The sequence below is a fragment of the Methanocaldococcus bathoardescens genome, from assembly GCF_000739065.1.
GTDB classification, from domain to species: Archaea; AGJL01; Methanococci; order Methanococcales; family Methanocaldococcaceae; genus Methanocaldococcus; species Methanocaldococcus bathoardescens.
On record NZ_CP009149.1, the window covers coordinates 806,030 to 828,023 of the forward strand.

33 protein-coding genes are annotated in these 21,994 nt (G+C 30.4%); 24 read left to right on the plus strand and 9 right to left on the minus strand.

Annotation, left to right across the window (positions count from 1 at the left end):
- Positions 1 to 385: 385 nt before the first annotated feature.
- From JH146_RS04080 to JH146_RS04125, 11 genes are all read left to right on the plus strand, one after another.
- On the plus strand, positions 386 to 1,801 hold the full coding sequence (locus JH146_RS04080; RefSeq protein ID WP_048201808.1) for an aspartate kinase: 1,416 nt from the start codon (positions 386 to 388) through the stop codon (positions 1,799 to 1,801).
- A gap of 36 nt (positions 1,802 to 1,837) precedes the next feature.
- On the plus strand, positions 1,838 to 2,098 hold the full coding sequence (locus JH146_RS04085; protein ID WP_048201809.1) for a tetratricopeptide repeat protein: 261 nt from the start codon (positions 1,838 to 1,840) through the stop codon (positions 2,096 to 2,098).
- A 145-nt stretch (positions 2,099 to 2,243) separates the two neighbouring features.
- The gene (locus JH146_RS04090; protein ID WP_048201810.1) at positions 2,244 to 2,813 is read left to right on the plus strand and encodes an OsmC family protein; all 570 of its coding nucleotides are present in this window, start codon (positions 2,244 to 2,246) and stop codon (positions 2,811 to 2,813) included.
- Positions 2,814 to 2,826: 13 nt separating this feature from the next.
- Positions 2,827 to 3,024, plus strand: coding sequence for a hypothetical protein (locus JH146_RS04095; RefSeq protein WP_236953644.1), 198 nt, complete (start codon positions 2,827 to 2,829; stop codon positions 3,022 to 3,024).
- Positions 3,025 to 3,075: 51 nt separating this feature from the next.
- Positions 3,076 to 3,765 carry a DUF166 domain-containing protein gene (locus JH146_RS04100; protein WP_048201811.1) on the plus strand — a complete coding sequence of 230 codons (690 nt, stop codon included), beginning with the start codon at positions 3,076 to 3,078 and terminating at the stop codon, positions 3,763 to 3,765.
- A 116-nt stretch (positions 3,766 to 3,881) separates the two neighbouring features.
- Positions 3,882 to 4,256: a 4Fe-4S dicluster domain-containing protein gene (locus JH146_RS04105; protein ID WP_052352075.1), complete on the plus strand. Its 375-nt coding sequence runs from the start codon at positions 3,882 to 3,884 to the stop codon at positions 4,254 to 4,256.
- Positions 4,257 to 4,499: 243 nt separating this feature from the next.
- Positions 4,500 to 4,973 carry a universal stress protein gene (locus JH146_RS04110; RefSeq protein WP_048201812.1) on the plus strand — a complete coding sequence of 158 codons (474 nt, stop codon included), beginning with the start codon at positions 4,500 to 4,502 and terminating at the stop codon, positions 4,971 to 4,973.
- A 107-nt stretch (positions 4,974 to 5,080) separates the two neighbouring features.
- On the plus strand, positions 5,081 to 5,329 hold the full coding sequence (locus JH146_RS04115) for an MTH895/ArsE family thioredoxin-like protein (protein ID WP_048201813.1): 249 nt from the start codon (positions 5,081 to 5,083) through the stop codon (positions 5,327 to 5,329).
- A complete protein-coding gene (locus JH146_RS04120; RefSeq protein ID WP_048201814.1) occupies positions 5,329 to 5,721 on the plus strand; it encodes a CGGC domain-containing protein in 393 nt (130 codons plus the stop codon). The genes JH146_RS04115 and JH146_RS04120 overlap by 1 nt, the downstream gene beginning before the upstream one ends.
- A 73-nt stretch (positions 5,722 to 5,794) precedes the next feature.
- Entirely contained in the window at positions 5,795 to 5,965 is a 171-nt protein-coding gene (locus tag JH146_RS08680; protein ID WP_161754777.1) for a zinc ribbon-containing protein, read from the plus strand.
- Positions 5,966 to 6,000: 35 nt separating this feature from the next.
- The gene (locus JH146_RS04125) at positions 6,001 to 7,092 is read left to right on the plus strand and encodes a permease (protein ID WP_048201815.1); all 1,092 of its coding nucleotides are present in this window, start codon (positions 6,001 to 6,003) and stop codon (positions 7,090 to 7,092) included.
- 2 nt (positions 7,093 to 7,094) lie between these two features.
- Here the strand turns inward: JH146_RS04125 and JH146_RS08705 are convergent, their stop codons facing one another.
- Positions 7,095 to 7,265, minus strand: a complete 171-nt coding sequence (locus JH146_RS08705) for a hypothetical protein (protein WP_173400816.1) — start codon at positions 7,263 to 7,265, stop codon at positions 7,095 to 7,097.
- A 91-nt stretch (positions 7,266 to 7,356) separates the two neighbouring features.
- On the opposite strand from JH146_RS08705, the gene JH146_RS04130 reads away from it, so the two are divergent.
- The gene (locus tag JH146_RS04130; protein ID WP_048201816.1) at positions 7,357 to 7,857 is read left to right on the plus strand and encodes a multiprotein bridging factor aMBF1; all 501 of its coding nucleotides are present in this window, start codon (positions 7,357 to 7,359) and stop codon (positions 7,855 to 7,857) included.
- Between the two features lie 17 nt (positions 7,858 to 7,874).
- On the opposite strand, the gene truD is transcribed toward JH146_RS04130, so the two are convergent.
- Positions 7,875 to 9,167 (minus strand): tRNA pseudouridine(13) synthase TruD, encoded by a 1,293-nt coding sequence (gene truD / locus JH146_RS04135; RefSeq protein ID WP_048201817.1) that lies wholly within the window; start codon positions 9,165 to 9,167, stop codon positions 7,875 to 7,877.
- A 155-nt stretch (positions 9,168 to 9,322) separates the two neighbouring features.
- Here truD and JH146_RS04140 point away from each other — a divergent pair, with 155 nt between their 5' ends.
- On the plus strand, positions 9,323 to 9,631 hold the full coding sequence (locus JH146_RS04140; RefSeq protein ID WP_048201818.1) for a hypothetical protein: 309 nt from the start codon (positions 9,323 to 9,325) through the stop codon (positions 9,629 to 9,631).
- On the opposite strand, the gene JH146_RS04145 is transcribed toward JH146_RS04140, so the two are convergent.
- Positions 9,632 to 9,772: a C2H2-type zinc finger protein gene (locus JH146_RS04145; RefSeq protein ID WP_048201819.1), complete on the minus strand. Its 141-nt coding sequence runs from the start codon at positions 9,770 to 9,772 to the stop codon at positions 9,632 to 9,634.
- Positions 9,773 to 9,903: 131 nt separating this feature from the next.
- Here JH146_RS04145 and acs point away from each other — a divergent pair, with 131 nt between their 5' ends.
- Positions 9,904 to 12,003 carry an acetate--CoA ligase alpha subunit gene (acs, locus tag JH146_RS04150; protein ID WP_048201820.1) on the plus strand — a complete coding sequence of 700 codons (2,100 nt, stop codon included), beginning with the start codon at positions 9,904 to 9,906 and terminating at the stop codon, positions 12,001 to 12,003.
- Between the two features lie 105 nt (positions 12,004 to 12,108).
- On the opposite strand, the gene JH146_RS04155 is transcribed toward acs, so the two are convergent.
- Positions 12,109 to 12,396 carry a HesB-like protein gene (locus JH146_RS04155; protein ID WP_081874466.1) on the minus strand — a complete coding sequence of 96 codons (288 nt, stop codon included), beginning with the start codon at positions 12,394 to 12,396 and terminating at the stop codon, positions 12,109 to 12,111.
- Between the two features lie 210 nt (positions 12,397 to 12,606).
- Here JH146_RS04155 and psmA point away from each other — a divergent pair, with 210 nt between their 5' ends.
- The 10 genes from psmA to JH146_RS04205 all read left to right on the plus strand — a co-directional run bounded on the left by psmA (position 12,607) and on the right by JH146_RS04205 (position 18,145).
- Positions 12,607 to 13,392, plus strand: a complete 786-nt coding sequence (psmA, locus tag JH146_RS04160) for an archaeal proteasome endopeptidase complex subunit alpha (protein ID WP_048201821.1) — start codon at positions 12,607 to 12,609, stop codon at positions 13,390 to 13,392.
- Positions 13,393 to 13,544: 152 nt separating this feature from the next.
- Positions 13,545 to 14,252, plus strand: a complete 708-nt coding sequence (locus tag JH146_RS04165) for a ribosome assembly factor SBDS (protein ID WP_048201822.1) — start codon at positions 13,545 to 13,547, stop codon at positions 14,250 to 14,252.
- A 31-nt stretch (positions 14,253 to 14,283) separates the two neighbouring features.
- A complete protein-coding gene (rpl37A, locus tag JH146_RS04170; protein ID WP_010870097.1) occupies positions 14,284 to 14,562 on the plus strand; it encodes a 50S ribosomal protein L37Ae in 279 nt (92 codons plus the stop codon).
- A 63-nt stretch (positions 14,563 to 14,625) separates the two neighbouring features.
- Positions 14,626 to 14,766, plus strand: coding sequence for a DNA-directed RNA polymerase subunit P (locus JH146_RS04175; protein ID WP_015791919.1), 141 nt, complete (start codon positions 14,626 to 14,628; stop codon positions 14,764 to 14,766).
- Position 14,767: 1 nt separating this feature from the next.
- A complete protein-coding gene (locus JH146_RS04180) occupies positions 14,768 to 15,283 on the plus strand; it encodes an rRNA maturation protein (protein ID WP_048201823.1) in 516 nt (171 codons plus the stop codon).
- Positions 15,284 to 15,292: 9 nt separating this feature from the next.
- A complete protein-coding gene (locus JH146_RS04185; protein ID WP_048201824.1) occupies positions 15,293 to 15,535 on the plus strand; it encodes a KEOPS complex subunit Pcc1 in 243 nt (80 codons plus the stop codon).
- 48 nt (positions 15,536 to 15,583) lie between these two features.
- The gene (gene rpl18a, locus JH146_RS04190; RefSeq protein ID WP_081874467.1) at positions 15,584 to 15,811 is read left to right on the plus strand and encodes a 50S ribosomal protein L18Ae; all 228 of its coding nucleotides are present in this window, start codon (positions 15,584 to 15,586) and stop codon (positions 15,809 to 15,811) included.
- An 81-nt stretch (positions 15,812 to 15,892) separates the two neighbouring features.
- Positions 15,893 to 16,318, plus strand: coding sequence for a DUF2666 domain-containing protein (locus JH146_RS04195; protein WP_048201825.1), 426 nt, complete (start codon positions 15,893 to 15,895; stop codon positions 16,316 to 16,318).
- On the plus strand, positions 16,308 to 17,354 hold the full coding sequence (locus JH146_RS04200; RefSeq protein WP_048201826.1) for a radical SAM protein: 1,047 nt from the start codon (positions 16,308 to 16,310) through the stop codon (positions 17,352 to 17,354). The genes JH146_RS04195 and JH146_RS04200 overlap by 11 nt, the downstream gene beginning before the upstream one ends.
- Positions 17,354 to 18,145 (plus strand): sulfide-dependent adenosine diphosphate thiazole synthase, encoded by a 792-nt coding sequence (locus JH146_RS04205; RefSeq protein WP_048201827.1) that lies wholly within the window; start codon positions 17,354 to 17,356, stop codon positions 18,143 to 18,145. Before JH146_RS04200 ends, JH146_RS04205 begins: the two co-directional genes overlap by 1 nt.
- A gap of 21 nt (positions 18,146 to 18,166) precedes the next feature.
- Here JH146_RS04205 and JH146_RS04210 read toward each other — a convergent pair whose 3' ends face one another.
- The 5 genes from JH146_RS04210 to JH146_RS04230 form a co-directional block, all read right to left on the minus strand.
- Positions 18,167 to 18,952 (minus strand): hypothetical protein, encoded by a 786-nt coding sequence (locus tag JH146_RS04210; protein ID WP_048201828.1) that lies wholly within the window; start codon positions 18,950 to 18,952, stop codon positions 18,167 to 18,169.
- A gap of 44 nt (positions 18,953 to 18,996) precedes the next feature.
- Positions 18,997 to 20,277 carry a glutamate-1-semialdehyde 2,1-aminomutase gene (gene hemL, locus JH146_RS04215; RefSeq protein ID WP_048201829.1) on the minus strand — a complete coding sequence of 427 codons (1,281 nt, stop codon included), beginning with the start codon at positions 20,275 to 20,277 and terminating at the stop codon, positions 18,997 to 18,999.
- Between the two features lie 48 nt (positions 20,278 to 20,325).
- Positions 20,326 to 20,601, minus strand: a complete 276-nt coding sequence (locus tag JH146_RS04220) for an EMC6-like membrane protein (RefSeq protein WP_048201830.1) — start codon at positions 20,599 to 20,601, stop codon at positions 20,326 to 20,328.
- A 1-nt stretch (position 20,602) separates the two neighbouring features.
- Positions 20,603 to 20,842 (minus strand): hypothetical protein, encoded by a 240-nt coding sequence (locus JH146_RS04225; protein WP_048201831.1) that lies wholly within the window; start codon positions 20,840 to 20,842, stop codon positions 20,603 to 20,605.
- Positions 20,843 to 21,016: 174 nt separating this feature from the next.
- A complete protein-coding gene (locus JH146_RS04230) occupies positions 21,017 to 21,940 on the minus strand; it encodes a manganese-dependent inorganic pyrophosphatase (protein WP_048201832.1) in 924 nt (307 codons plus the stop codon).
- Positions 21,941 to 21,994 lie beyond the last annotated feature (54 nt).

Genomic DNA, 21,994 nt, shown 5'->3' on the forward strand with positions numbered 1-21,994 from the left:
AGATAATCAGCTTAATAAAAATTATATGTGAAGTATTTTAATGTAGCTTTTTGAGATAGTATTTATTATTTAGTTTGAATATTCAAATAACATTATTATGTGGCAATATATCATAAATTTACCTTATCTTAGATTAAAAACTAAAAAATTTAAATTAAATAGAGAGATATCTTAAATATTAAATATATAGTGTTTTTCAAAACTTTTTGTAGAAAAAGGCACTTATAAAAGCCATTGGCTTTTATACTCATACCTTAGAAATTATAGTTAATTTTGAAAAACACTATAAACACACCCATCTAAGGAAAGAAAAATTTTAAATATTTGATTTAAAATTTTTTGTGTGATTACTTTTATCAATCACAAATAAATTTCGGTGTAAATCATGGTAACTGTAATGAAGTTTGGAGGAACTTCTGTAGGTTCTGGGGAAAGAATTAGGCATGTTGCAAAGATAGTAGTGAATAAGAAAAAAGAGGATGATGTAGTTGTAGTTGTTTCAGCGATGAGTGAAGTAACAAATGCTTTAGTAGATATTTCTCAGCAGGCATTGGATGTTAGAGATATAGCAAAAGTAGGAGATTTTATAAAATTTATCAAAGAGAAACACTATAAAGCTATAGAAGAAGCTATAAAATCTGAAGAAATTAAAGAAGAAGTTAAAAAAATAATTGATAGCAGAATTGAAGAATTAGAAAAAGTTTTAATTGGTGTTGCTTATTTAGGAGAGCTAACACCAAAATCAAGAGACTATATTTTATCATTTGGAGAAAGATTGTCTTCCCCAATATTAAGTGGAGCCATTAGAGATTTAGGAGAAAAATCTATTGCCTTAGAAGGAGGAGAAGCAGGAATTATAACAGACAACAACTTTGGTAGTGCAAGAGTTAAAAGATTAGAAGTTAAAGAGAGGTTAATGCCATTATTAAAAGAAGGAATTATTCCAGTAGTTACAGGATTTATAGGGACTACTGAAGAGGGCTATATAACAACCTTAGGTAGAGGAGGGAGTGATTACTCAGCCGCTTTAATTGGTTATGGGTTAGATGCAAATATTATCGAGATATGGACTGATGTTTGTGGAGTTTATACAACAGACCCAAGGTTAGTGCCAACAGCAAGAAGAATCCCAAAATTGAGCTATATAGAGGCTATGGAATTAGCTTACTTTGGAGCTAAAGTTTTACATCCAAGGACTATAGAACCAGCGATGGAAAAAGGCATTCCAATATTGGTAAAGAATACATTTGAGCCAGAAAATGAAGGAACTTTAATAACCAACGATATGGAAATGAGCGATAGCATTGTTAAAGCAATATCTACAATAAAAAATGTAGCTTTAATAAACATATTTGGAGCTGGAATGGTTGGAGTTAGTGGAACAGCAGCAAGAATATTTAAAGCATTGGGAGAAGAGGATGTTAATGTAATCTTAATAAGCCAAGGTTCCTCTGAAACAAATATTTCACTCGTTGTTAGTGAAGAAGATGTTGATAAAGCATTAAATGCATTAAAAAGAGAGTTTGGTGATTTTGGAAAGAAGAGCTTTTTAAACAACAATTTAATTAGAGATGTAAGTGTTGATAGAGATGTGTGTGTTGTTTCAGTTGTAGGGGCTGGAATGAAAGGAGCTAAAGGCATAGCTGGGAAGATATTTACAGTAGTATCTGAGAGTGGAGCAAATATAAAGATGATAGCTCAAGGTTCTTCTGAGGTAAATATATCCTTTGTTATTGATGAAAAGGATTTATTGAACTGTGTAAGAAAATTACATGAGAAGTTTATTGAAAAGGCAGAATAATTCAAAATTTTTATTTTTAATTTTTAAGGTGTTAATATGGATGAAAATATTAAAAAGGCAGAGTATTATTATAAAAAAGGTGTGGGAGTTGGAAATAAAGGAGATGTAGAAAAGGCTTTAGAATACTTTAATAAAGCCATTGAATTAAATCCACTTTATAGAGATGCATGGTTTAATAAAGCTTTGGCTCTGAGAATTTTGGGAAGATATGATGAAGCGAGAGAGTGTTTTTTTAGAGGTTTATCTGTGGAAAAATACCTAATGTGTAAAAAACAAAATATTAATGATGAAAAATGAAGGATTTAACTCTTTATTTTATTTTAATATTTTATCTATATATTTAAATTTTTTTAAAAAATATTAAAATGTATTAATTAATCGAAAGGTATAAATATTACCTGATATATTTTCACTCATAGGTGGAAAATAATAAGGTGGGATTATGAATCCAGAAATAATTATTGAAATGATGAACTCAGATATTGCCAAAGAAATGGCTCCAAAGATGATGCCGAAGATGATGCCCTTAGCTTTGGAAAAGTTTTTAGATAAAATTCCTGAAAACGAAAGAAAAGAGTTTATAGCAAAGATAGTTGATATAATTGTAAATAAAGATGAGAAAAAGGAAATTTCCGCTGAGTTTTGTGATATGTTTGAAGTATTGTTAAATATTAAAGGTTTAAAAATTCATTCAAGGGGAGGAAAAGGGGCTGTAAAAGAAAAAATATCTCCAATGGATTTATTTTTAGCAGGGTTGTGTGGATGTATCTGCATAGCTGTTGGCAATACATTAAAAAGCAGTAATATAAATGCAGAGATAAAAGTTGATGGAAAAGTTGAGAAGGACTTTGAAAATGGAAAGATAAAGAAAATAACCATAAATATTCATGTAAAAACTAATAAAGACATGGATAAAGAAAAATTAAAAGAGTTAATTTTAAATGACTCTAAAAAATGTTTAATTAGTAACTCTTTAAGTTGTGAGATTGAAAAAAATGTTATTTTTGAATAAACGAAGGATTTTTATGTGGTTTATGCCAATAGGCTTTGGAATGATGGGATTTCCAATTTTTGGATTTTTCTTTATGAGATTATTTTTTGTTATTAGTATTATAATCTTTATAATCGTTCTTATAGACATATTGAGGAGAGATGATTTAGACACTCTTGAAAAAATCTTATGGTTATTAGTTGTTTGGTTTTTAGGGATATTGGAGCAATAATTTATTATTTCCTTCCAAAAAGAGATAGTAAAAACAAAAAAAGAGGAGATTATGGCAAAGATATTGGTAGTAACTGATGGAGTTTATGGTTATAGAATTAAGGGGACAGTAAATTCATTTGGAAAGAAAAATAAATTCATTGGAATCTATAAAATTGATAAGCCAGATGATTTGATAGTTGATGATATAGAGTTTCCAAAAGAGTTATTAGAGAAGATTAAAGAGACAGATATTTTATTGCTTTATACCCAACATCCAGATAACACTTATTATCTTTGCTATAAGGCAAGGAAATTAAATAAAGATATAGCTATAATTGTTACCACATGGAGTGGAGAAGGAGAGAAGAGAGAGCTAAAAAAATTTGATGCAATATGCCCAGAGGAGATGTGTTTGTTGGATGAAAAAGAAATTGGAAATTTGATAGATAAATATCCAAAATTAAAAGAATTTTTAGAGGAATTTGGAACTCCAAAAGTTAAAGTTTATGTTAAAGATAACAAGGTTGAAAATGTAGAAGTTTTAAGAACCTCTATATGTGGCTCTACCTTATTCATGGCTAAGCTGATGAAAGGGATGGAAATTAATGATATTGAAGAGTTTAGCAAAAAATCAGCAATGCTAATTCAAAGATATCCATGTGTCGCTGGAAAGATAAAACTTTTTAGAGGGGATTGTAAAAAGCAAAAAGCCCTCAACATACATAAAGAGGCAATATTGGAAGGAATAAATTTTATTTAAATATTTAAATCTTTTTTAAAAGTATTAAAATACATCAATTAATCAAAAAGTATAAATATAACAATTACAAGTAAGATTATTGGTGTAGAGTTTTATCAAGCAAAAGAGGTGGAATTTTGAATGATGAACTTCCAGTAATTGGGAAAGATGCATTAGGTAGAGTTATAAAAGATTGGAGTTTTAAGCCATGGTGGGGGGTTGATAGGAAAGAAATAGAGTGGTATCCTAAAATAAATTATGATAAGTGTATTGGTTGTGGGGTGTGTTTTATAACTTGTGCAAATAGGATTGTGTTTGACTGGGATGAAGAAAAGAAAAAACCTGTTGTAGCAAGACCTTACAATTGTGTTGTTGCATGCACAACATGTAAAACACTCTGTCCAGTAGATGCCTTAGAGTTTCCAGAAAAAGAATACATACAAAATATTATTAAAAAGCACAAAATTTTAGTAAAGGCTAAGGAAACTCTAAAAAATCACAATTTAATTTAATAATCCTTTTTTAAATTCTTATAAATTTTTTATGATGCATTTTATGATGCATTTGAAGTATTGTTAAACGTTAAAGGTTTAACTATTCACTCAAAAAAGGATAAAATTTCCCCAATGGATTTGTTTTTAGCTGAATTGTGTAGATGTATTTGCAAATTCCCATAAACAACAAAACGTTAATAAATAATTAAGATAAATTTTATTATGCGAAAAGATATTTCAATCAAATTTGGGTGAGAAGTGATGTATAAAAAAATTCTTTACCCTACAGACTTTTCTGAAGTAGCTGAAATGGTATTAAAACATGTCAAAGCATTTAAAAACCTTGGGGGGGAGGAGGTTATTTTACTGCATATTGTAGATGAGAATGATATTAAAAAGAAGGATATATTCTCTCTACTATTGGGGGTTGCTGGATTAAACAAATCAATAGAAGAGTTTGAAAATGAATTAAAAAAGAAACTTAGTGAGAAAGCAAAAGACAAAATGAAAAAAATTAAAAAAGAACTTGAAGATGTTGGATTTAAAGTTAAAGACATTGTTACTGTAGGAAGTCCTCATGAAAAAATTGTTGAAATTGCAGAAGAAGAAAATGTTGATGTAATCATAATTGGTTCTCATGGAAAAACCAACTTAAAAGACATCTTGCTTGGTTCAGTTACTGAAAATGTAATTAAAAAATCAGACAAACCAGTTTTAATTGTAAGAAGGGAATAAAACTTAAAATTTAAATACTTAAATACTTTTTAAAAATATTAAAATACATCAATTAATCGAAAATTATAAATATTACTTTAATTTCATATCTATTTTGGTGATAGTTAATGGTTGTGATAAGAGTATTCGGAACTGGCTGTCCAAAATGTAATCAAACTTATGAGAATGTTAAAAAGGCTGTTGAAGAACTTGGCATAGATGCTGAGATTGTTAAAGTAACTGATATAAATGAAATAGCAGAGTGGATTTTTGTAGCCCCAGGGGTTGCATTTGATGATGTAGTTGTTTTTGAAGGAAAAATTCCATCTGTTGAAGAAATTAAGGAAGAGTTAAAAAGTTATTTGGAGGAGAAATAATGAAAGTTGCAATTATAGCATGTCAAAAAATGGTTGAAATGGGATGTCCAGGAAAAGAAGCATGCGTATCTTGTTTTAAAGCAATAAATGAGAAGAGTGGGGCTTTTGAAAGGTATAAAGATGTTGAGTTGGTTGCATTTACAACCTGTGGAGGATGTCCAGGAAAAAGATTTCCAACAAGAGTTAAGTTGTTAAAAAATGCTGCTGGAGCTGAAGCTGTGCATATAGCAAACTGCACTTTCTTACAGCCAGAGTGTCCATACATAAACTTTGATGAAATTTGTAAGAAATTAATGGAAGAGTTAGAGATTCCAATTGTCTTTGGAACTCACAAATTAATTAGGAGAGGAGAAGTAGAAGTTGTTTGCACTTGTGGAGATAAAAAAGAATAACTTTCCATCTAAATTTTTATTTTTATAAATATTTTAATTAATTAACTCAAATTTATAAATTAATGGTGAGATAATGATAGTTTGGAACCTAATTTGCCCAAATTGTGGGAAAAGAATGAGATTTACTGCAGATGTCTGCCCATGCATGGCTTCAGAAGTAGAAATTCCAAACTGTCCAGATTGTGGGGAAAAAATGACTTACGATATTAGTTCTATGAGAGGGAGGAGAAGAATAAGAAGATAAAAGACAATCTATAAGAAAATTAGGAGGGGATAAAAATGGATGCTGTATCTTTTGTATTGTACATAATTAACGTTATGATAAACACAATTATTGATTATTTAAATGTAAATAGAGTTTTAGCATTATTAACTGCTTTCTTAATGGCTGGAGGTATTGCATCGATGATTAACAAAAACTTTATTATAAAATATTTCGGCTCAACTACACCAAAACACATATCTTATACTGTAGCCGCTATTAGCGGAACTTTATTAGCTGTTTGTTCTTGCACTATCCTTCCATTATTTGCCAGCATATATAAAAGAGGTGCAGGAATAGGACCAGCAACAACATTTTTATTTTCAGGGCCAGCAATTAATGTTTTGGCAATATTCTATTCAGCAGCATTACTTGGATGGGATATTGGTTTCTTAAGAGCAGTGTTTGCAATAATTGTTTCCATATTTATTGGCTTATCTATGGAAATGATATTTAGAAAAGAGGAAAAGAGGAGAGCTTTAAGAGTTCCAAAAGCTGATAAAATATCAGATAGGCCATTATATCAAACAATAACATTCTTTGGGTTGCAGTTTATTATGCTACTTGTAATTACTGCTTCACCTAAGCTGTTTCCAACTTTATCAACGCCATTATATGGTGGATTTTTATTAAAGCATTTACTATTTATAATACTTGGTATTATCTTGGTTATAACAACAAAAACTTGGTTTAAAAAAGAGGAAATAAAAAGCTGGCTTAGAGAAACATTTGTATTATTAAAAATTGTATTTCCATTGCTGATTATTGGGGTTGCTATAGCAGGAGTTATTAAAGCAATCATCCCACCAAGTTATATAGCCAATTACGTTGGAGGGAACTCCATAACAGCCAACTTCATAGCTTCATTTATTGGAGCTTTAATGTATTTTGCTACATTAACAGAAGTTCCAATTATAAAAGCTCTAATGGAGCTTGGTATGGGTGTAGGGCCAGCAATGGCTTTATTGTTAGCTGGGCCGAGCTTGAGTATTCCTACAGTTTTAACAATCTCAAAGGTCTTAGGAAAGACAAAGGCATTAACTTATTTAGGTTTGGTAGTTATATTTTCAACAATTTGTGGTTATATTGCTGGAATAATTCTTGGATAAAATTAAAGCTCTTTTTTAACCTTTTCATTTAGCTCTTTTAATTTATTGTATAGTTCTTCATATTCCTTAGTTTCTAAGCCAAGTTCTTTTAATTGGTTTATTATTGCCTCAAAATGCTCTTCTGTATGATGTAGAGTGTGAAGAAGCTTTTTTATCAACTTCTCTCTCTCCATATTTTCACCAGTTAGTTATTTATACTTAACAATACTAAAATAATGTTATCCAAAGTATATAAATGTTATTAAATTTTTGAGGGATAGTAATATGCAAATGTGTGAGTTGTGCGGAAAGCTTGTAGATAAGCTTCATAAGGTAATTATTGAAGGCTCTGAAATGTATGTCTGTAAAGAATGCGCCAAATTTGGCAAAAGTCCAAAAACATATTCAAGATTAGGTAAAAAACCAACAATAATAGGAAAAGGTGGGATAACTACTAATAAACAAGTTAAAAAACCTGTGAAAAGAAGAAGAGATATATTTGACACTCTACCAATGTTAAGAGAAGATTATGGGGATGTTATTAGAGAAGCAAGAGAAAAGAGAGGTTTATCAATAGAAGAGCTTGCTAAAAAACTTAAAATGAAAGCATCCACTTTACAAAAATTTGAAAGATATGAGTTAGAACCAAATGAAAGAGAAATTAAAATATTAGAGAAAGAGTTAAAAATTACTTTAACTGAAAGTGTTGGGGAAGAAAGTTCATATTATGGCAGTGGAGATGAAGATGGCTTTACATTAGGTGATTTCATTAAAATTAAAAAATAATTGTTTATATTTTATTTTTAATCCTTCTTTTCTATAAACTCCCTCAAAACAGAGGTTGCATAATTTCCTTTTTTTAAACAAAATTGTAAAACATAGCTATCATCTTCAATCCAATATTTCATATTGTATATTTTTCCAATCATTGCCCTTCTATCTCCAATAAATGAGCCAAACTCACCAATCTTGAAATCTTTTGGACTTAGATTTTCCCTCTCATAAATTTCTCTCTCAATTTCTCCTTGAATGCCTTCAGCGAATCTTGTTTTATATCCAAACAATGCTCCACTTGGCACATTATCAATTAAAATATCCCCTTCCATTGGTTCAAAGCCATATTCAAACCTTCTATTAATTATCTCATTGAATAAATAGGATTGATAGGCATTTATAAACATGCATCTTAAGTATGGTGGAAGAATCATAAATGCCTTTTGATAGCTCCCAGTTTCCATATAAGCTTTAATCATTCTCCTTTCATAAAAGAATGCCTTTGGGAATTTTTTATATGCTTCTTTAAAGTTTTCTTCATCAACCAATTCTCTTGCTAATTTTGATTTTTCATCATCATAAGGTAAAGGAGTTCCACAATATGCATGGAAAGCCGCTTCCCAATCCCTCTCTATAATAAATCTCCCTACAATGTGAGTTATTGGTCTTGTAGTTCCAAATCTTTGAACTCCATAATAATTTAGGAAATATTTTAGCTTACATAACTCATTTAAAGCTTCTTCCAATTCTTTTCCTTTAAGTTCTGGTTCCCTAACTCTTATAGTAAATCTATTCCCCCACAAATCCCCCAATCTTATTTTTTTATTTGTTTTTTGGAAATCCCTTAATGTAATTCCTTTAATCTTAACTTTCATTAAATCTTCTAACTTTACATTAAAACAGCCAACTCTTTGAGTAGTTATGGCATATTTATCTTTATTTCCAGCAAATCCAAAATGTTTTCTCTGCTTTCCTACTCTGTTTGCTATCTCTCTAATAGCATCTAAAGTTGTCCAATTCCTTTTCTCCAAGGTGAAGTGTATATAATTTCCCTTCCAGTTTTCTTCATCTTTAAATTCTATACTCTTTCCAACTTCTAAAATAATTCCATCTGATGTTATCTCTTCAACAATAAAATCTTCCGGATATTTTTTAATAATTCCTCCTGTATAAACGTCAGTTAAGTATTTATTCATGTTTAATGGCATTTCTTTTAGCTTTTCTTTAATCCTACTATCTCTCAATGTTTTTCTATATCTTTTTAATTTTTCTTTCAAATTTTTTTCACTTTCTTTCTTTCTCTGCTGAATCAAAAAGTACATATAACCACCTACAACAACTTTAATAGTAATTATATAGTTTTTTGCAAAATATCTTGGAATGAATAAGGAAGCTCTGAAGCTCTATTGGGCTTCAAATATGCCTTTTTAATTTAAATAAGTTTTGCAAAAAACTATAACTTCATTTGGGTGATAATGTGAGACCTAAAGAGGTTTGGAGAGAGTTGTTAGAGATAGCAAAAAATTACTATGATGAGGATAAAATTTTTTATTCAAAAACTAAAAGAGGTGCTTATAGGATAAAAAACTTTAGTAAAGATAAAATTGTCATTGAAAAACTTAGAGGAAAATTGAATGAAGTTTTAGGAAAAAGAAGATTTGTTGAAAATTGGGATAAACTTGTTCATGGTGTTGAATGGAATATTCCACCAGCAATAAAATCTTTTTTAAAGTTACATCCAAAAATAGTTGAGGATGAGAATGGAAATCTCATATATAAAGAATAGTTATTTCTTAAAAAGATGTCCATGAGCTTTATTTACATGTCTTGTATAATCTTTTGAGTATCTGAAAATCTTTCCACATCTTGGACATTTAAAGAATGTTTCCCCATCTCTACTTGTTATTTTTATAGCTTTTAATCTCATACAATCTCACCCCCCTATAATTGTTATTGCTGAGGAGGTGAGTTATATAAATGTCAAAATAGATATTATCTAAATTAGGAATGTTAAAATGAGTATAAAAATTTTTCTCTGAAAAATGTGGGGGAGGGATTATGAGCTTAAAATATATTTTTTATCCAAAATCTATAGCTGTTATAGGAGCTTCAAAAACTGAAGGGAAGGTTGGCTATGCACTAATGAAAAACTTAAAAGATTTTAATGGGAAAATATATCCTGTAAATCCAAAATATGATGAGATATTTGGAATAAAATGCTATAAATCAGTTTTAGACATTGAAGATGATGTAGATTTAGCTGTTATAGTTGTTCCAAACGTTGTTGTTCCTAAAGTATTAGAAGAATGTGGAGAAAAAGGAGTTAAAGGGGCTGTAATTATTACAGCTGGATTTTCAGAAGTAGGAAATTATGAGTTGGAAAATAAAGTTAAAGAAATAGCAAAAAGATACAACATAAGAATTATAGGGCCTAATTGTTTAGGTATCATGAATACTCACATAAACCTAAATGCTACATTTGCAAAGATATTCCCACCAAAAGGAGGAGTTTCAATAATCTCACAAAGTGGAGCTGTTTTAAACGCCATATTAGATATCGCCCCTTTATTGAATATTGGTTTCTCTAAGGTTGTTAGTATTGGAAATAAAGCGGATATTCAGGAAAGTGATTTATTGGAATATTTTTTAGATGATGAAGATACTAAGATAGTTGTTTTATACATAGAAGGATTAAAGGATAAGAGATTTTTAAAAGTTGCTAAAAAGCTATCTAAGAAAAAGCCAATAATTGCTTTAAAATCTGGAAGAACTGAAATGGGGAAGAAGGCAGCAAAATCCCACACAGGCTCTTTAGCTGGAGAGGATGCTATTTATGAGGCAGCGTTTAAAGAAGCTGGGATAATTAGGGCATATACGTTTGAAGAGTTAGTTGATTTAATTCATCTCTTTTCAACTCAGCCAACAATAAGCTCAAATGAAATTGGGATTATAACAAATGCTGGAGGATTTGGAGTTTTAGCGGCTGATAGCTGTGTTGATTATAACATGAGATTATCTAATTTTAGCCAATCAACAATAGAAAAGCTTAAAGAAATTTTGCCTCAAACTGCCAATATATCAAATCCGTTAGATATTATTGGAGATGCCACACCAGAGAGATATAAAAAGGTTATAGAAGTTTTAGCTGAAGATAGCAACGTTAAAGGGCTTTTAGTTATATTAACACCACAAGAGATGACAAAACCGTTAGAGGTTGCTAAATCTATTATAGAAGTTAAAAATTACCATAAAGAATTTGAAAATAAACCGTTAATTACTTCATTTGTTGGAGGAGTTTCAGTTAAAGGAGCTAAAAGTTATTTAAGGAAAAATGGAATTCCATCCTATATAACACCAGAAAATGGAGTCAAAGCTCTATCTCATCTCTATAAATATAACTTAATGAAAGTTAAGGAAGATTATGATGAATACTTAGAAAATATTAAAGAAGAGTTCTTAAAAATCACAGAAGAAAATAGAGATATTATTAAAGAATTGCTACAAAATCCAAACGAGTATAAAGCTAAAAAATTATTGAGCATTTATGGATTTCCAGTTCCTAAAGGCTATTTAGCTAAAAATGAAGATGAAGCTTTAGAATATTGTAAAAAATTAGGAAAATGTGTAATGAAAATTGTTTCACCACAAATAATACATAAGACAGAGGCAGGAGGAGTTATAATAAATCCAAAAAATCCTAAAGAGGCATTTAAAAAATTAATTGAAAATGCCAAAGAATATGCAAAAAGAATGGGCATTGATGATTTAATTATAGAAGGAGTGTTAGTTGAAGAGTTCATTGAGAAAGATAAGATGGAAATTATAGTTGGAGCTAAGAGAGATGATATTTTTGGCTCTGTTGTGATGGTTGGATTGGGAGGAGTGTTTGTTGAAGTTTTAAAGGATGTGAGCTTTGGCATTTCACCAATAACAAGGGACTTTGCTCTTAATATGTTAAAAGAATTAAAATCATATAGAGTGTTAGAAGGTGTTAGAGGAAGGCCTAAGAGAGATATTAACTTTATTGCTGATACTCTAATAAAGATTGGAGTATTTATGGACATTCACAATGAGATTAAGGAAATGGACTTAAACCCAATATTTGTCTTTAATAATAAAGAAGGTGGTTGTATAGGAGATGCAAGAATAATAAAATAAACATAAATTTTTAAAATTTTTAAAAAATTATCCATAAATTAATTTATTTCAGAAAAAACAGATAAATAATAATAGAGCTAACCGGTCCCAAAATTGGGTTCCCGGTTAGCACTCACCGCTACCTTTTATCTTAAGATACTTTCCAAATATTGACCTTCTTAATGAGATATTAACTTCATCAAGCCATTGGTCTGCTATAGGGTCGATGTAGATTTTAAATTCGTTGTCATAGATTAATTTGTCATTTTCATTTGGTTGAGCTATTGAAATTCCAAATTTAGGTCCTCCTCACCCAAACCCTTCAAAGTGTATAACTACTGTATCCTGGTTAGCTTTCTTTAACTTATCCAAGATGAACTCCTTAGCTTCATCTGATATAACTACCTTCTTCATTTTTTATCACCACGCATTATCTGATTTATTATTATAACTTATCTCATATATATAATTTATGGTTATGTCAATACTTAACACAACCACTGATAAACTACAAAAGAATAAAAAAGAATAAAAATAATATAATTAATTTTATTATAAGATGAATAATTGAAAAACATCCAAAGCTGATGTTTATTTAGATTATTATATTTTTGGAGGGAAAGCATGCAAATGGTGCCACCAAGTGCTTATGATAGAGCAATTACAGTATTTAGCCCAGAGGGTAGATTGTATCAAGTGGAATATGCAAGAGAAGCTGTAAGAAGAGGGACAACAGCGATAGGTATTGCTTGTAAAGATGGTGTTGTCTTAGCGGTTGATAGAAGGATAACAAGCAAACTCGTAAAAATTAGGTCAATAGAGAAGATATTCCAAATTGACGACCACGTTGCTGCTGCTACATCTGGATTAGTTGCTGATGCAAGAGTTTTAATTGATAGAGCAAGATTGGAAGCTCAAATTTACAGATTAACATACGGAGAGGAAATATCAATTGAAATGTTAGCTAAAAAGATTTGTGATATTAAACAAGCTTATACTCAACATGGAGGAGTTAGACCGTTTGGAGTTTCATTATTAATTGCTGGAATAGACAAAAATGAAGCAAGATTGTTTGAAACAGACCCAAGTGGGGCTTTAATTGAATATAAAGCAACAGCAATAGGTAGTGGAAGACCTGTAGTTATGGAACTCTTAGAGAAAGAGTATAGAGAGGATATAACATTAGATGAAGGTTTAGAGTTGGCAATAACTGCTCTAACAAAAGCAAATGAAGATATAAAACCTGAAAATGTTGATGTTTGTGTTATAACAGTTAAAGATTCACAATTTAAAAAAATTCCTACAGAAGAAATAAAAAAACTCATAGAAAAAGTTAAAAAGAAATTAAATGAAGAAAATAAAACAGAAGAAGAAAATAAAGAAGAAACTGAAGAAAAACAAGAAGAATAAATCATAGTAAAATTTTTAAATCCGCTATTTTAAATTATTTTTTAGATATTAATAATATTTAGAGTATCTTGCTCATTATTACTCACTAAAGTAATTTTTATAAATTCAAAACCCTTTAGCCGAAACATTTATATAATGTGGGGAGGGATATTATGGTGTCCTTAGAAGAGGCAGTAATTGCAAGATATAATTCACATGGCGAAAAATTTGAAATTTTAGTTGACCCATATTTAGCAGCTAAGCTTAAAGAAGGTCAAAATGTAGATATAGATGACCTTTTAGCTGTTGAAGTAGTGTTTAGAGATGCAAATAAAGGGGAAAAAGCCCCTGAAGAGCTTTTATCAAAGGTCTTTGGAACAACAGATGTTAAAGAAATTGCTAAAAAAATTATATTAAAAGGTCAAGTTCAATTAACTGCTAAGCAGAGAGAAGAAATTAGAGAACAAAAGAAAAGGCAAATTATAACCATAATTAGTAGAAACACCATAAATCCCCAAACAGATACACCACATCCACCACATAGAATTGAAAAAGCAATGGAAGAATTAAGAATTAATATTGACATTTACAAAAGTGCCGAAGAACAAGTTCCTGAAATTGTTAAAAAGCTTAAAAAAGTTCTTCCTATTAGGTTTGAAAAGAGAGACATTGCTGTTAAAATCCCAGCAGAATTTGCTTCTAAGGCATATAATGCTTTATACCAATTTGGAGCTGTTAAGCAGGAAGAATGGCAGCCAGATGGTTCTTTAATTGTATTAATTGAAATACCAAGTGGTATTGAAGCAGAGTTCTATGCTCATTTAAACAAAATAACCAAAGGAAATGTTCAAACAAAAGTTGTTAAGAAGTATAGTGAATAATTTATAGAAATTAAAGATGAGGTGAGAGAGTATGTTCAGCCACACAAAGAAAGTAGGACCAACAGGAAGATTCGGACCAAGATATGGTTTAAAAATTAGAGTTAGAGTTAGAGATGTTGAAATTAAAGCAAAAAAGAAATATAAATGCCCTGTTTGTGGATTTCCAAAATTAAAGAGAGCTTCAACATCAATATGGGTTTGTGGAAAGTGTGGGGCTAAGATAGCTGGAGGAGCTTACACACCAGAAACTGGGGCAGGTAAAGCTGTTATGAAAGCAATTAGAAGAATCGTTGAGAGAAAAGAAGAATAATTTATCAAAACTTTATATCTAATTTTTTCTTTTAAAATACCAAAATTATTTTGGGGATAAATTATGGTTGAATATAAGTGTTTAAACTGTAAAAAAATTATAAAATTTGAAGAGTTAGGAAATAGAGCAAGATGTCCTTACTGCAGTTATAAAATATTAGTTAAACTTAGACCAAAAGTAGTTAAACATGTAAAGGCGAGGTAAAATGATACTCACAACCTCAAGAAAACCTTCTCAAAGAACAAGAAGTTTTGTTAGAGATTTAGAGAGAACTTTAAATTTGCCTTATGTTCAGAGAGGGAAGCTTTCATTAAAGGAGATTTTTGAAATGGATAAGCATGTTCTTTTAATTGGTGAATTTAAAGCCAACCCTGGAACTTTAGTTGTTTATGATGTTGAAAATGAGAGAAGGTTGTCAAGCTTCATTTCTGTTAAGTTACAGAGAGAGATTTGTGGAGAGAAAATATATAATGATGATGGAATAAGAATAAAGATTAGTAAAGAGCTTAAAGATAATGAAGAGTTCCAAAAACACTATGAAATCTATGATGAATTTTTGTTCCAACATTTAAATATTGATGAAGATAGCGAGATAACATTAAGATTAGAAAAAGATTCAAAATATCTATTTGCTATCCAATTTTATAAGGGAAGGGTTAAGATAGGTCCTTTAATTAGAGTAAAATCTATTAAGCTATTTGACAGCCTTTATGATAAATAAGGGATTTTTATGAATTCTTTTGAACTAATATTAGAGTTTGATAATGAGGAAGAGGCAGGAGTTATTTATAAATCTATATTTTTAGAACATTTAACTTCTCAAATAAAATCCTCTGCTACAATGGAAATAAATAAAAATGTAATAAAGATAAATGTTAAAGCTGAAGATATTTCTATATTAAAGGCATCCATCTACTCTTACTTAAGATGGATAGGTGTAGCACAAAACATTTATAAGATTTGTAAAGAATAAACTACCTAAACTCTTTTATTGATAAAGTTGATATGAGGAGGTGGTAATTTGGCTAAGATATTTAGAATAACAGGGCAAATATTAAAAAAAGGAGAGCCAATGTTATTTAGAAAGGAATACAAAGCTTTAAAGCCAGAGCATGCTTTAGAGATACTATACTCTGAATTTGGGGGAAGATACAAAGTTAAGAGGTCAAAAATAAAAATCTTAAATATTGAAGAAATAAGTCCAGAAGATGTAACAGACCCTGTCTTAAAGAAATTAGTTACAGCTTAAATTCTTTTTTTACCTATTTTTTATTTTTATAATTTTTATTTTTGGCCCTATTTAATTTTAAAATTTTATTTTGGTGGTATTATGGAAGATAGGATTGAATTTATCGCTAAGCATAAAAAATGGTTTGTAGTGAAAAAATTAAAAATAGATGAAAATACTGAAGATATTGAGATAGCAAGATTATTGGCATCTATAGATGAGACAGTTTTAAATAAAATCCCAGAATATTTACCATTTGATATGAATAAGTTATATGAGATTGCAGATGAAATATATCAGAAGAAGAAAGGAAGAATTACAGAAGAAGAGATAGCAGAGGTGTTGAAAAAATTAAAATCACCTGCAACTACAAGAAAATTAAATGAAATTACTGAATCAAAGGAAGGAAAAGAAATACTTAAAGCTATTTTAAACAATATAATCTTAGAGAGATTAGGAATTCAAACAAGAGTCTCTCCAAAAGTTATTGAGAAATATATAGAGAAGGAGAGAGAAAATGAAAGTTGAAGAAATATTAGAGAATGCAAGAAAGGCATTTAAACTAACAACAAAATATTTTGGAAATACAGTTACCTTTGAGAGGGCTCTTTTTTTAGGTTGGTACTGTAATCTAAAACAGCCATGCAAATTTTGCTACATGGCTACACAAAAAGATAAGATAAGAGACCCAAGAAAGGCAAGAAGAAGATTGGAAAGTGTTTTAGCTGAGGCAATTTTAATGAAAAGGATAGGATGGAAATTAGAGTTTATATCTGGTGGTTATGGCTATACACCTAAAGAAATAAATGATATTGCTGAAATGGTAGCTTATGTTCAAAAATGTAAGCAGTATTTGAATGTTGGAGTTGTTGATTTAGACAACATTAACTTAGATGTAATTGAAGGAGTTGTAGGGGCTGTTGAGACAGTTAGCAAAGATAGGGATGAAATCTGCCCAGGGAAGCCATTGGATAAGATAAAAGAAAATCTATTAAAAGCTAAAGAATTGGGTTTAAAGACAGGGATAACAATAATATTAGGATTGGGAGAAAAAGAAGAAGACATTGAGAAATTATTAAATTTAATTGAAGAATTAGATTTGGATAGAATTACTTTTTACTCTTTAAATCCACAGAAAGGGACGATATTTGAAAATAAGCCATCAGTAACTACAATAGAGTATATGAATTGGGTTTCTTCTGTTAGGTTGAATTTCCCAAAGATTAAGATTATTACAGGTGTTTGGGTTGATAAAATTCCAATGATAAGTCCATTAATTATGAGTGGCTCTAATGTTATAACCAAATTCCCACTATTCTCAGTATTTGGAACAAAAGAAGCTCATTGGATAGAGAAAGAGATTTTAGCTACAGGTAGAGAACTTTTAGGAACATTTACAGATATAGATGCTTTATCTGGAAAGAAAGTTTTAGAAAAAACTCCATACATAGAGGAAGAGATAAATATAAGTAAAGAAAATATTAGAAGAGTTGAAGAGCTTAGAGAAAATATAAATGAAAAAATAGAAAGCTATGTATCCAAAGTTTTGAAAAGGGTGGTTTAATGAATATAAAAGATATAAAGTTAAATGCAGATGAAGTTAAAACAGCTAAAGCTATATTAAAGGCAAGCTTTGATATGTGGATGGATGTTCTTGAGGTTGACGTTGCCATAGCTGGAGCTGGGCCGAGTGGTTTAACATGTGCAAGATACTTAGCTAAGGAAGGGTTTAAAGTAGTTGTCTTGGAGAGACATTTAGCATTTGGTGGAGGAACCTGGGGAGGAGGAATGGGCTTCCCACATATTGTTGTTGAAGAGCCAGCAGATGAGATATTGAGAGAGGTTGGAGTTAAGCTAATTGATGCTGGAGATGGCTATTACGTTGCAGATTCTGTTGAAGTTCCTGCTAAATTGGCTGTTGCAGCAATAGATGCTGGAGCTAAAATATTGACTGGAATTGTTGTTGAAGATTTGATTATGAGGGAAGATGGAGTTGCAGGAGTTGTTATAAACAGCTATGCAATTGAAAAAGCTGGATTACACATTGACCCATTAACTATAAAAAGTAAAGTTGTTGTTGATGCCACAGGACACGATGCATCTGTGCTAAACATTCTTGTTAAAAAGAATAAGTTAGAGGCAGATGTTCCTGGAGAGAAATCAATGTGGGCTGAGAAAGGAGAGAATGCATTATTAAGAAATACAAGAGAAGTTTATCCAAATCTATTTGTTTGTGGAATGGCTGCTAACGCAGCCTATGGTGGTTATAGAATGGGGGCAATATTTGGCGGAATGTATTTATCAGGGAAGCTTTGTGCTGAACTAATTGCCGAAAAACTAAAAGATAAAGAATAAATTTTAATTCTAAAATTAATTTTAGTTCTTTATGCTTTCTTTTAATAAAACAATCTGCTCTCTCAATTTATGATTTCCTACTTTTCTGGCAATACTTAAAATTGATTCAACCTCCTCATCAAAATTTTTTAAAATTCCTTCTTCAATTCTATGAATCTTTAAATTTATTAAGAAGAGGGCTTCATAATCAAAAGATGATTTAAATTCTTTTTTATCTATAAAGTCTTTAACCATTTCTAAAATCTCTATAATTGATAATCTCTTCTGTATAAATTCTTCAGTTAATTTTCTCCTTCTTCTTCCAGTTAATAATAGCTCAATCTCATTTTTTAACTCATAACTTCCCACTCTTAAAGCCATATTAGTTAAGCTCCTAACCTCGGAGTTATAATCTAAAACAATCCCCTCATCTAACCTTAAAATTTTTAAACCTATTAAGTTTAAAACGTGTCTATCTTCATAAGATTTATACGGTTTTTTCTCTATGTATCCTTTCAAATACTCCAAAATCTCAATAATCTTCTTTATTTTATTTTTTTGAGACTTTGTTAATCTTTTCTTTTCCCCAAATAGTAAAAGGTTTATTTCTCTTTTCATGTCAAAGCTACCAACTTTTTTAGCTATTTCTGAAATTTTGCTTGCTATTGGTAGGATATCTTCATCTAAAATATCTCCTTTTTCAAGGTAATTTAGCATTAACCTTATAATTGCCTTTTCATCACTTCCTTCTTTTGCATACATACCTAAAATCTCCAAAATATAAATAAATTGCTCTATAATTTCTATTTTATTTTTCTTTAGTAGCATTTGAATCCCTTCATTAAGAGAAGATTATAAAAATAAGCTAAAAATTACTCTAAAGATTTAAACACTTCTTCCATTGCATTAATCGTCTTATCAATAACTTCATCATCATGCTTTATTGATGTAAAGCAACATTCAAACTGTGAAGGAGGAACAAAAACCCCTCTCTCCAACAATCCCCAGAAGTATTTCATAAATCTCTCAACATCACTCTGCTTAGCAATTTCATAATTCACAACTTCTTTATCATTGAAGTAGATTTGAAACATTGAAGCAATATTATAAACTTTAGCTGGAATGTTATACTTATCAGCCAACTCTCTTAAAGTATCTGCCAATATCTTAGCTGTTCTTGCTGTTTCTTTATAAAACCTATCATCCAATTGTTCAAGTGTTGCAATTCCAGCAGTTATTGATATTGGATTTCCGTTGAATGTTCCTGCTTGATATATAGCTCCTAATGGAGAGAATTGCTCCATAATCTCTCTCCTCCCCACAATAGCACCAATTGGAAATCCTCCTCCTAATATCTTTCCTAAGGTAGCAATATCTGGAACTACTCCAAAGTATTCTTGTGCCCCTCCCTTAGCTAATCTAAATCCAGTTATAACTTCATCAAATATCAACAAAATCCCATTTTCCTCAGTTATCTCTCTCAAAAACTCCAAATAACCATCTTTTGGTAAGATACATCCGACATTACCCATAACTGGCTCGACTATAATACAGGCAATTTCATCTTTATTTTCATTTATTGCTTTTTTTACAGCATCTTCATCATTAAACGGAATTAAGATAGTATTTTTTGTTGTCTCTTCTGGAATTCCTGGAGAGTTTGGATGTCCATGAGTTAGAGCTCCGCTACCACTTTTAACTAAAACATAATCATGAGCTCCATGATAAGCTCCATCAAACTTAATAATCTTCTTTCTTCCAGTAACCCCTCTTGCTAATCTTATTGCTGACATTGTAGCCTCTGTTCCAGAATTAACAAATCTAACCATTTCAGCACATGGAACTCTTTTAACAACCTCTTTAGCTAATATAATCTCTTTCTCTGTTGGACATCCATAAGCACTTCCCAATTCAAGTTGCTCTTTTACAGCCTCAATTATCTTTTCGTTTGCATGACCTAAAACCATTGGACCATAAGCTAAGCAATAATCTATATAGCAGTTTCCATCAACATCAAATAAATAGCAATCTTTAGCTTTTTCAACAAAAAATGGATATGGCTTAAAGTATCTAACTGGACTATTAACTCCTCCTACCAAATATTTTTTTGCTTCTTCAAATAATTCATTTGACCTATCCATTTTTAAAACCATATTTTCACCTCTAACAACATAAATAATTTTCAATTTTCATTATTTCATTTAAACCAACCCATTAAACTTTAACACCCAAACTACTATTGCCACTAAGAAAAATGGTAAAACTCCACAACCTAACCATTGTTTTTGAGTCAAACTTTCTTCTCCAAATGCTTTAGCAAAAATATGCCCAAAAATCACAGCCCCAATAAATAAAAATATTAAGGTAGAGATTCCACTAAACATCCCTAACCCAGCAGTGTATACATAATTTGCCAAATAACCAAAAATAATTCCACCAATTGCGTGAATTAAACAGCATTTTCCTTCTAAATCCATATTAATCCCTCTCTATATCCTCTATTATATAAACCTCTATTTTCTCTTTAGGTCTCTTTGAATCCGTAAAATAGTAATCAACCACAACTTCAACCTCATCATTAGCCCAAAATTCTTTATTGTCTAAGATTTTATCCCCTATTTCTAACAAAAATGCAAACTTCCTCTTTGTTTTTAACGAACCTTTATCTATCTCAATAATTTCTTTTTTACACTTTGGTTTTATTATGGAATAGTGCATAAATCATCCCTAATCTCTCCCATTCTTTCTCTTTCATCTTTTTATAGCCTTTTTCATAAACCTTTAAGTCAGTTTCTTAAACATCTTTCTTAAAATCTTCACCAAGCTCTTTAAGAAGTTCTTTACTTGACATAATATCAATTTCCATAGTATCACAAAAAAATAAAAATTAATTTAGCCATTATAAGCCTTCTCCAATGGTGGAACAACCTGTTTCTTTCTTGACATAACTCCTTCTAAGAATACACTGTTTCCTTCAACTTTAACATTAAATGCCTTTTCAAACATCTCCTTGTTACCTACAACTAATGCTTCACTACCCTCCTTCATAATATCAGTTATTAAAAAGACGATTAAATCATAGCCCTCATTCTTCAACTTCTCCTCTAATAATTTGTAAATATCTTCTTTTTTACTCTCAACCTCACTAACATCTATAACCTCAACCTGCCCAATTCCAACCTTTTTTCCATTGAAATCAAAGTTCTTAAAGTCCATATTAATAATTTCTTCTGGTTTCAACTTACCAACAATTGACTTTGCCTTTAAAATTTCCATACCAAATTCTTCTATATTGCTTATTCCAGCTATTTCAGCTAATTTTTTAGCCATCTCTTTATCTAAGTCAGTTGTTGTTGGTGATTTGAATAAAACAGTATCTGATATTATTGCACTCAACAATAAACCAGCTAAATCTGCTCCCAATTTTTTCTTCTTACCACCAATCAAATCAATGGCATCTTTAAAGTAGAGCTCAGCAATAACTGTTGCTGTTGAACCAACTGGCTTTGAATAAAAGAGTATTGGCTCAGTTGTTGTTAAACCAACCTTGTGGTGGTCTATAATAGCTATTAACTTCCCTTCATCTAAGTCATCAAAGCTTTGGCTCTTTTCTGAATGGTCAACTAAAATTATTTCTTTACCTTTGGCTGATGTTATTAATTCTGGCTCCATAACTCCAAATTTTCTTAAAACAAACTCTGTTTCTGGATTTATATCTCCCAATCTTGCTGGGTAGCAATCTAAGAAGTAAGCTAAAACAATGGCTGAGCAAATACTGTCAGTATCTGGGTTTTTGTGCCCTACTACGTATCTCACTCTCTCACCTTCATAATTTTGTTGTGCTAACTTTTATATAACCGCATAGAAATA

Coding starts and splice junctions, on each gene's coding strand:
- JH146_RS04080 (WP_048201808.1), top strand. CDS start 386: ATGGTAACTGTAATGAAGTTTGGAGGAACTTCTGTAGGTTCTGGGGAA.
- JH146_RS04085 (WP_048201809.1), top strand. CDS start 1,838: ATGGATGAAAATATTAAAAAGGCAGAGTATTATTATAAAAAAGGTGTG.
- JH146_RS04090 (WP_048201810.1), top strand. CDS start 2,244: ATGAATCCAGAAATAATTATTGAAATGATGAACTCAGATATTGCCAAA.
- JH146_RS04095 (WP_236953644.1), top strand. CDS start 2,827: ATGTGGTTTATGCCAATAGGCTTTGGAATGATGGGATTTCCAATTTTT.
- JH146_RS04100 (WP_048201811.1), top strand. CDS start 3,076: ATGGCAAAGATATTGGTAGTAACTGATGGAGTTTATGGTTATAGAATT.
- JH146_RS04110 (WP_048201812.1), top strand. CDS start 4,500: ATGTATAAAAAAATTCTTTACCCTACAGACTTTTCTGAAGTAGCTGAA.
- JH146_RS04115 (WP_048201813.1), top strand. CDS start 5,081: ATGGTTGTGATAAGAGTATTCGGAACTGGCTGTCCAAAATGTAATCAA.
- JH146_RS04120 (WP_048201814.1), top strand. CDS start 5,329: ATGAAAGTTGCAATTATAGCATGTCAAAAAATGGTTGAAATGGGATGT.
- JH146_RS08680 (WP_161754777.1), top strand. CDS start 5,795: ATGATAGTTTGGAACCTAATTTGCCCAAATTGTGGGAAAAGAATGAGA.
- JH146_RS04125 (WP_048201815.1), top strand. CDS start 6,001: ATGGATGCTGTATCTTTTGTATTGTACATAATTAACGTTATGATAAAC.
- JH146_RS08705 (WP_173400816.1), bottom strand. CDS start 7,265: ATGGAGAGAGAGAAGTTGATAAAAAAGCTTCTTCACACTCTACATCAT.
- JH146_RS04130 (WP_048201816.1), top strand. CDS start 7,357: ATGCAAATGTGTGAGTTGTGCGGAAAGCTTGTAGATAAGCTTCATAAG.
- truD (WP_048201817.1), bottom strand. CDS start 9,167: ATGTACTTTTTGATTCAGCAGAGAAAGAAAGAAAGTGAAAAAAATTTG.
- JH146_RS04145 (WP_048201819.1), bottom strand. CDS start 9,772: ATGAGATTAAAAGCTATAAAAATAACAAGTAGAGATGGGGAAACATTC.
- acs (WP_048201820.1), top strand. CDS start 9,904: ATGAGCTTAAAATATATTTTTTATCCAAAATCTATAGCTGTTATAGGA.
- psmA (WP_048201821.1), top strand. CDS start 12,607: ATGCAAATGGTGCCACCAAGTGCTTATGATAGAGCAATTACAGTATTT.
- JH146_RS04165 (WP_048201822.1), top strand. CDS start 13,545: ATGGTGTCCTTAGAAGAGGCAGTAATTGCAAGATATAATTCACATGGC.
- rpl37A (WP_010870097.1), top strand. CDS start 14,284: ATGTTCAGCCACACAAAGAAAGTAGGACCAACAGGAAGATTCGGACCA.
- JH146_RS04175 (WP_015791919.1), top strand. CDS start 14,626: ATGGTTGAATATAAGTGTTTAAACTGTAAAAAAATTATAAAATTTGAA.
- JH146_RS04180 (WP_048201823.1), top strand. CDS start 14,768: ATGATACTCACAACCTCAAGAAAACCTTCTCAAAGAACAAGAAGTTTT.
- JH146_RS04185 (WP_048201824.1), top strand. CDS start 15,293: ATGAATTCTTTTGAACTAATATTAGAGTTTGATAATGAGGAAGAGGCA.
- JH146_RS04195 (WP_048201825.1), top strand. CDS start 15,893: ATGGAAGATAGGATTGAATTTATCGCTAAGCATAAAAAATGGTTTGTA.
- JH146_RS04200 (WP_048201826.1), top strand. CDS start 16,308: ATGAAAGTTGAAGAAATATTAGAGAATGCAAGAAAGGCATTTAAACTA.
- JH146_RS04205 (WP_048201827.1), top strand. CDS start 17,354: ATGAATATAAAAGATATAAAGTTAAATGCAGATGAAGTTAAAACAGCT.
- JH146_RS04210 (WP_048201828.1), bottom strand. CDS start 18,952: ATGCTACTAAAGAAAAATAAAATAGAAATTATAGAGCAATTTATTTAT.
- hemL (WP_048201829.1), bottom strand. CDS start 20,277: ATGGTTTTAAAAATGGATAGGTCAAATGAATTATTTGAAGAAGCAAAA.
- JH146_RS04220 (WP_048201830.1), bottom strand. CDS start 20,601: ATGGATTTAGAAGGAAAATGCTGTTTAATTCACGCAATTGGTGGAATT.
- JH146_RS04225 (WP_048201831.1), bottom strand. CDS start 20,842: ATGCACTATTCCATAATAAAACCAAAGTGTAAAAAAGAAATTATTGAG.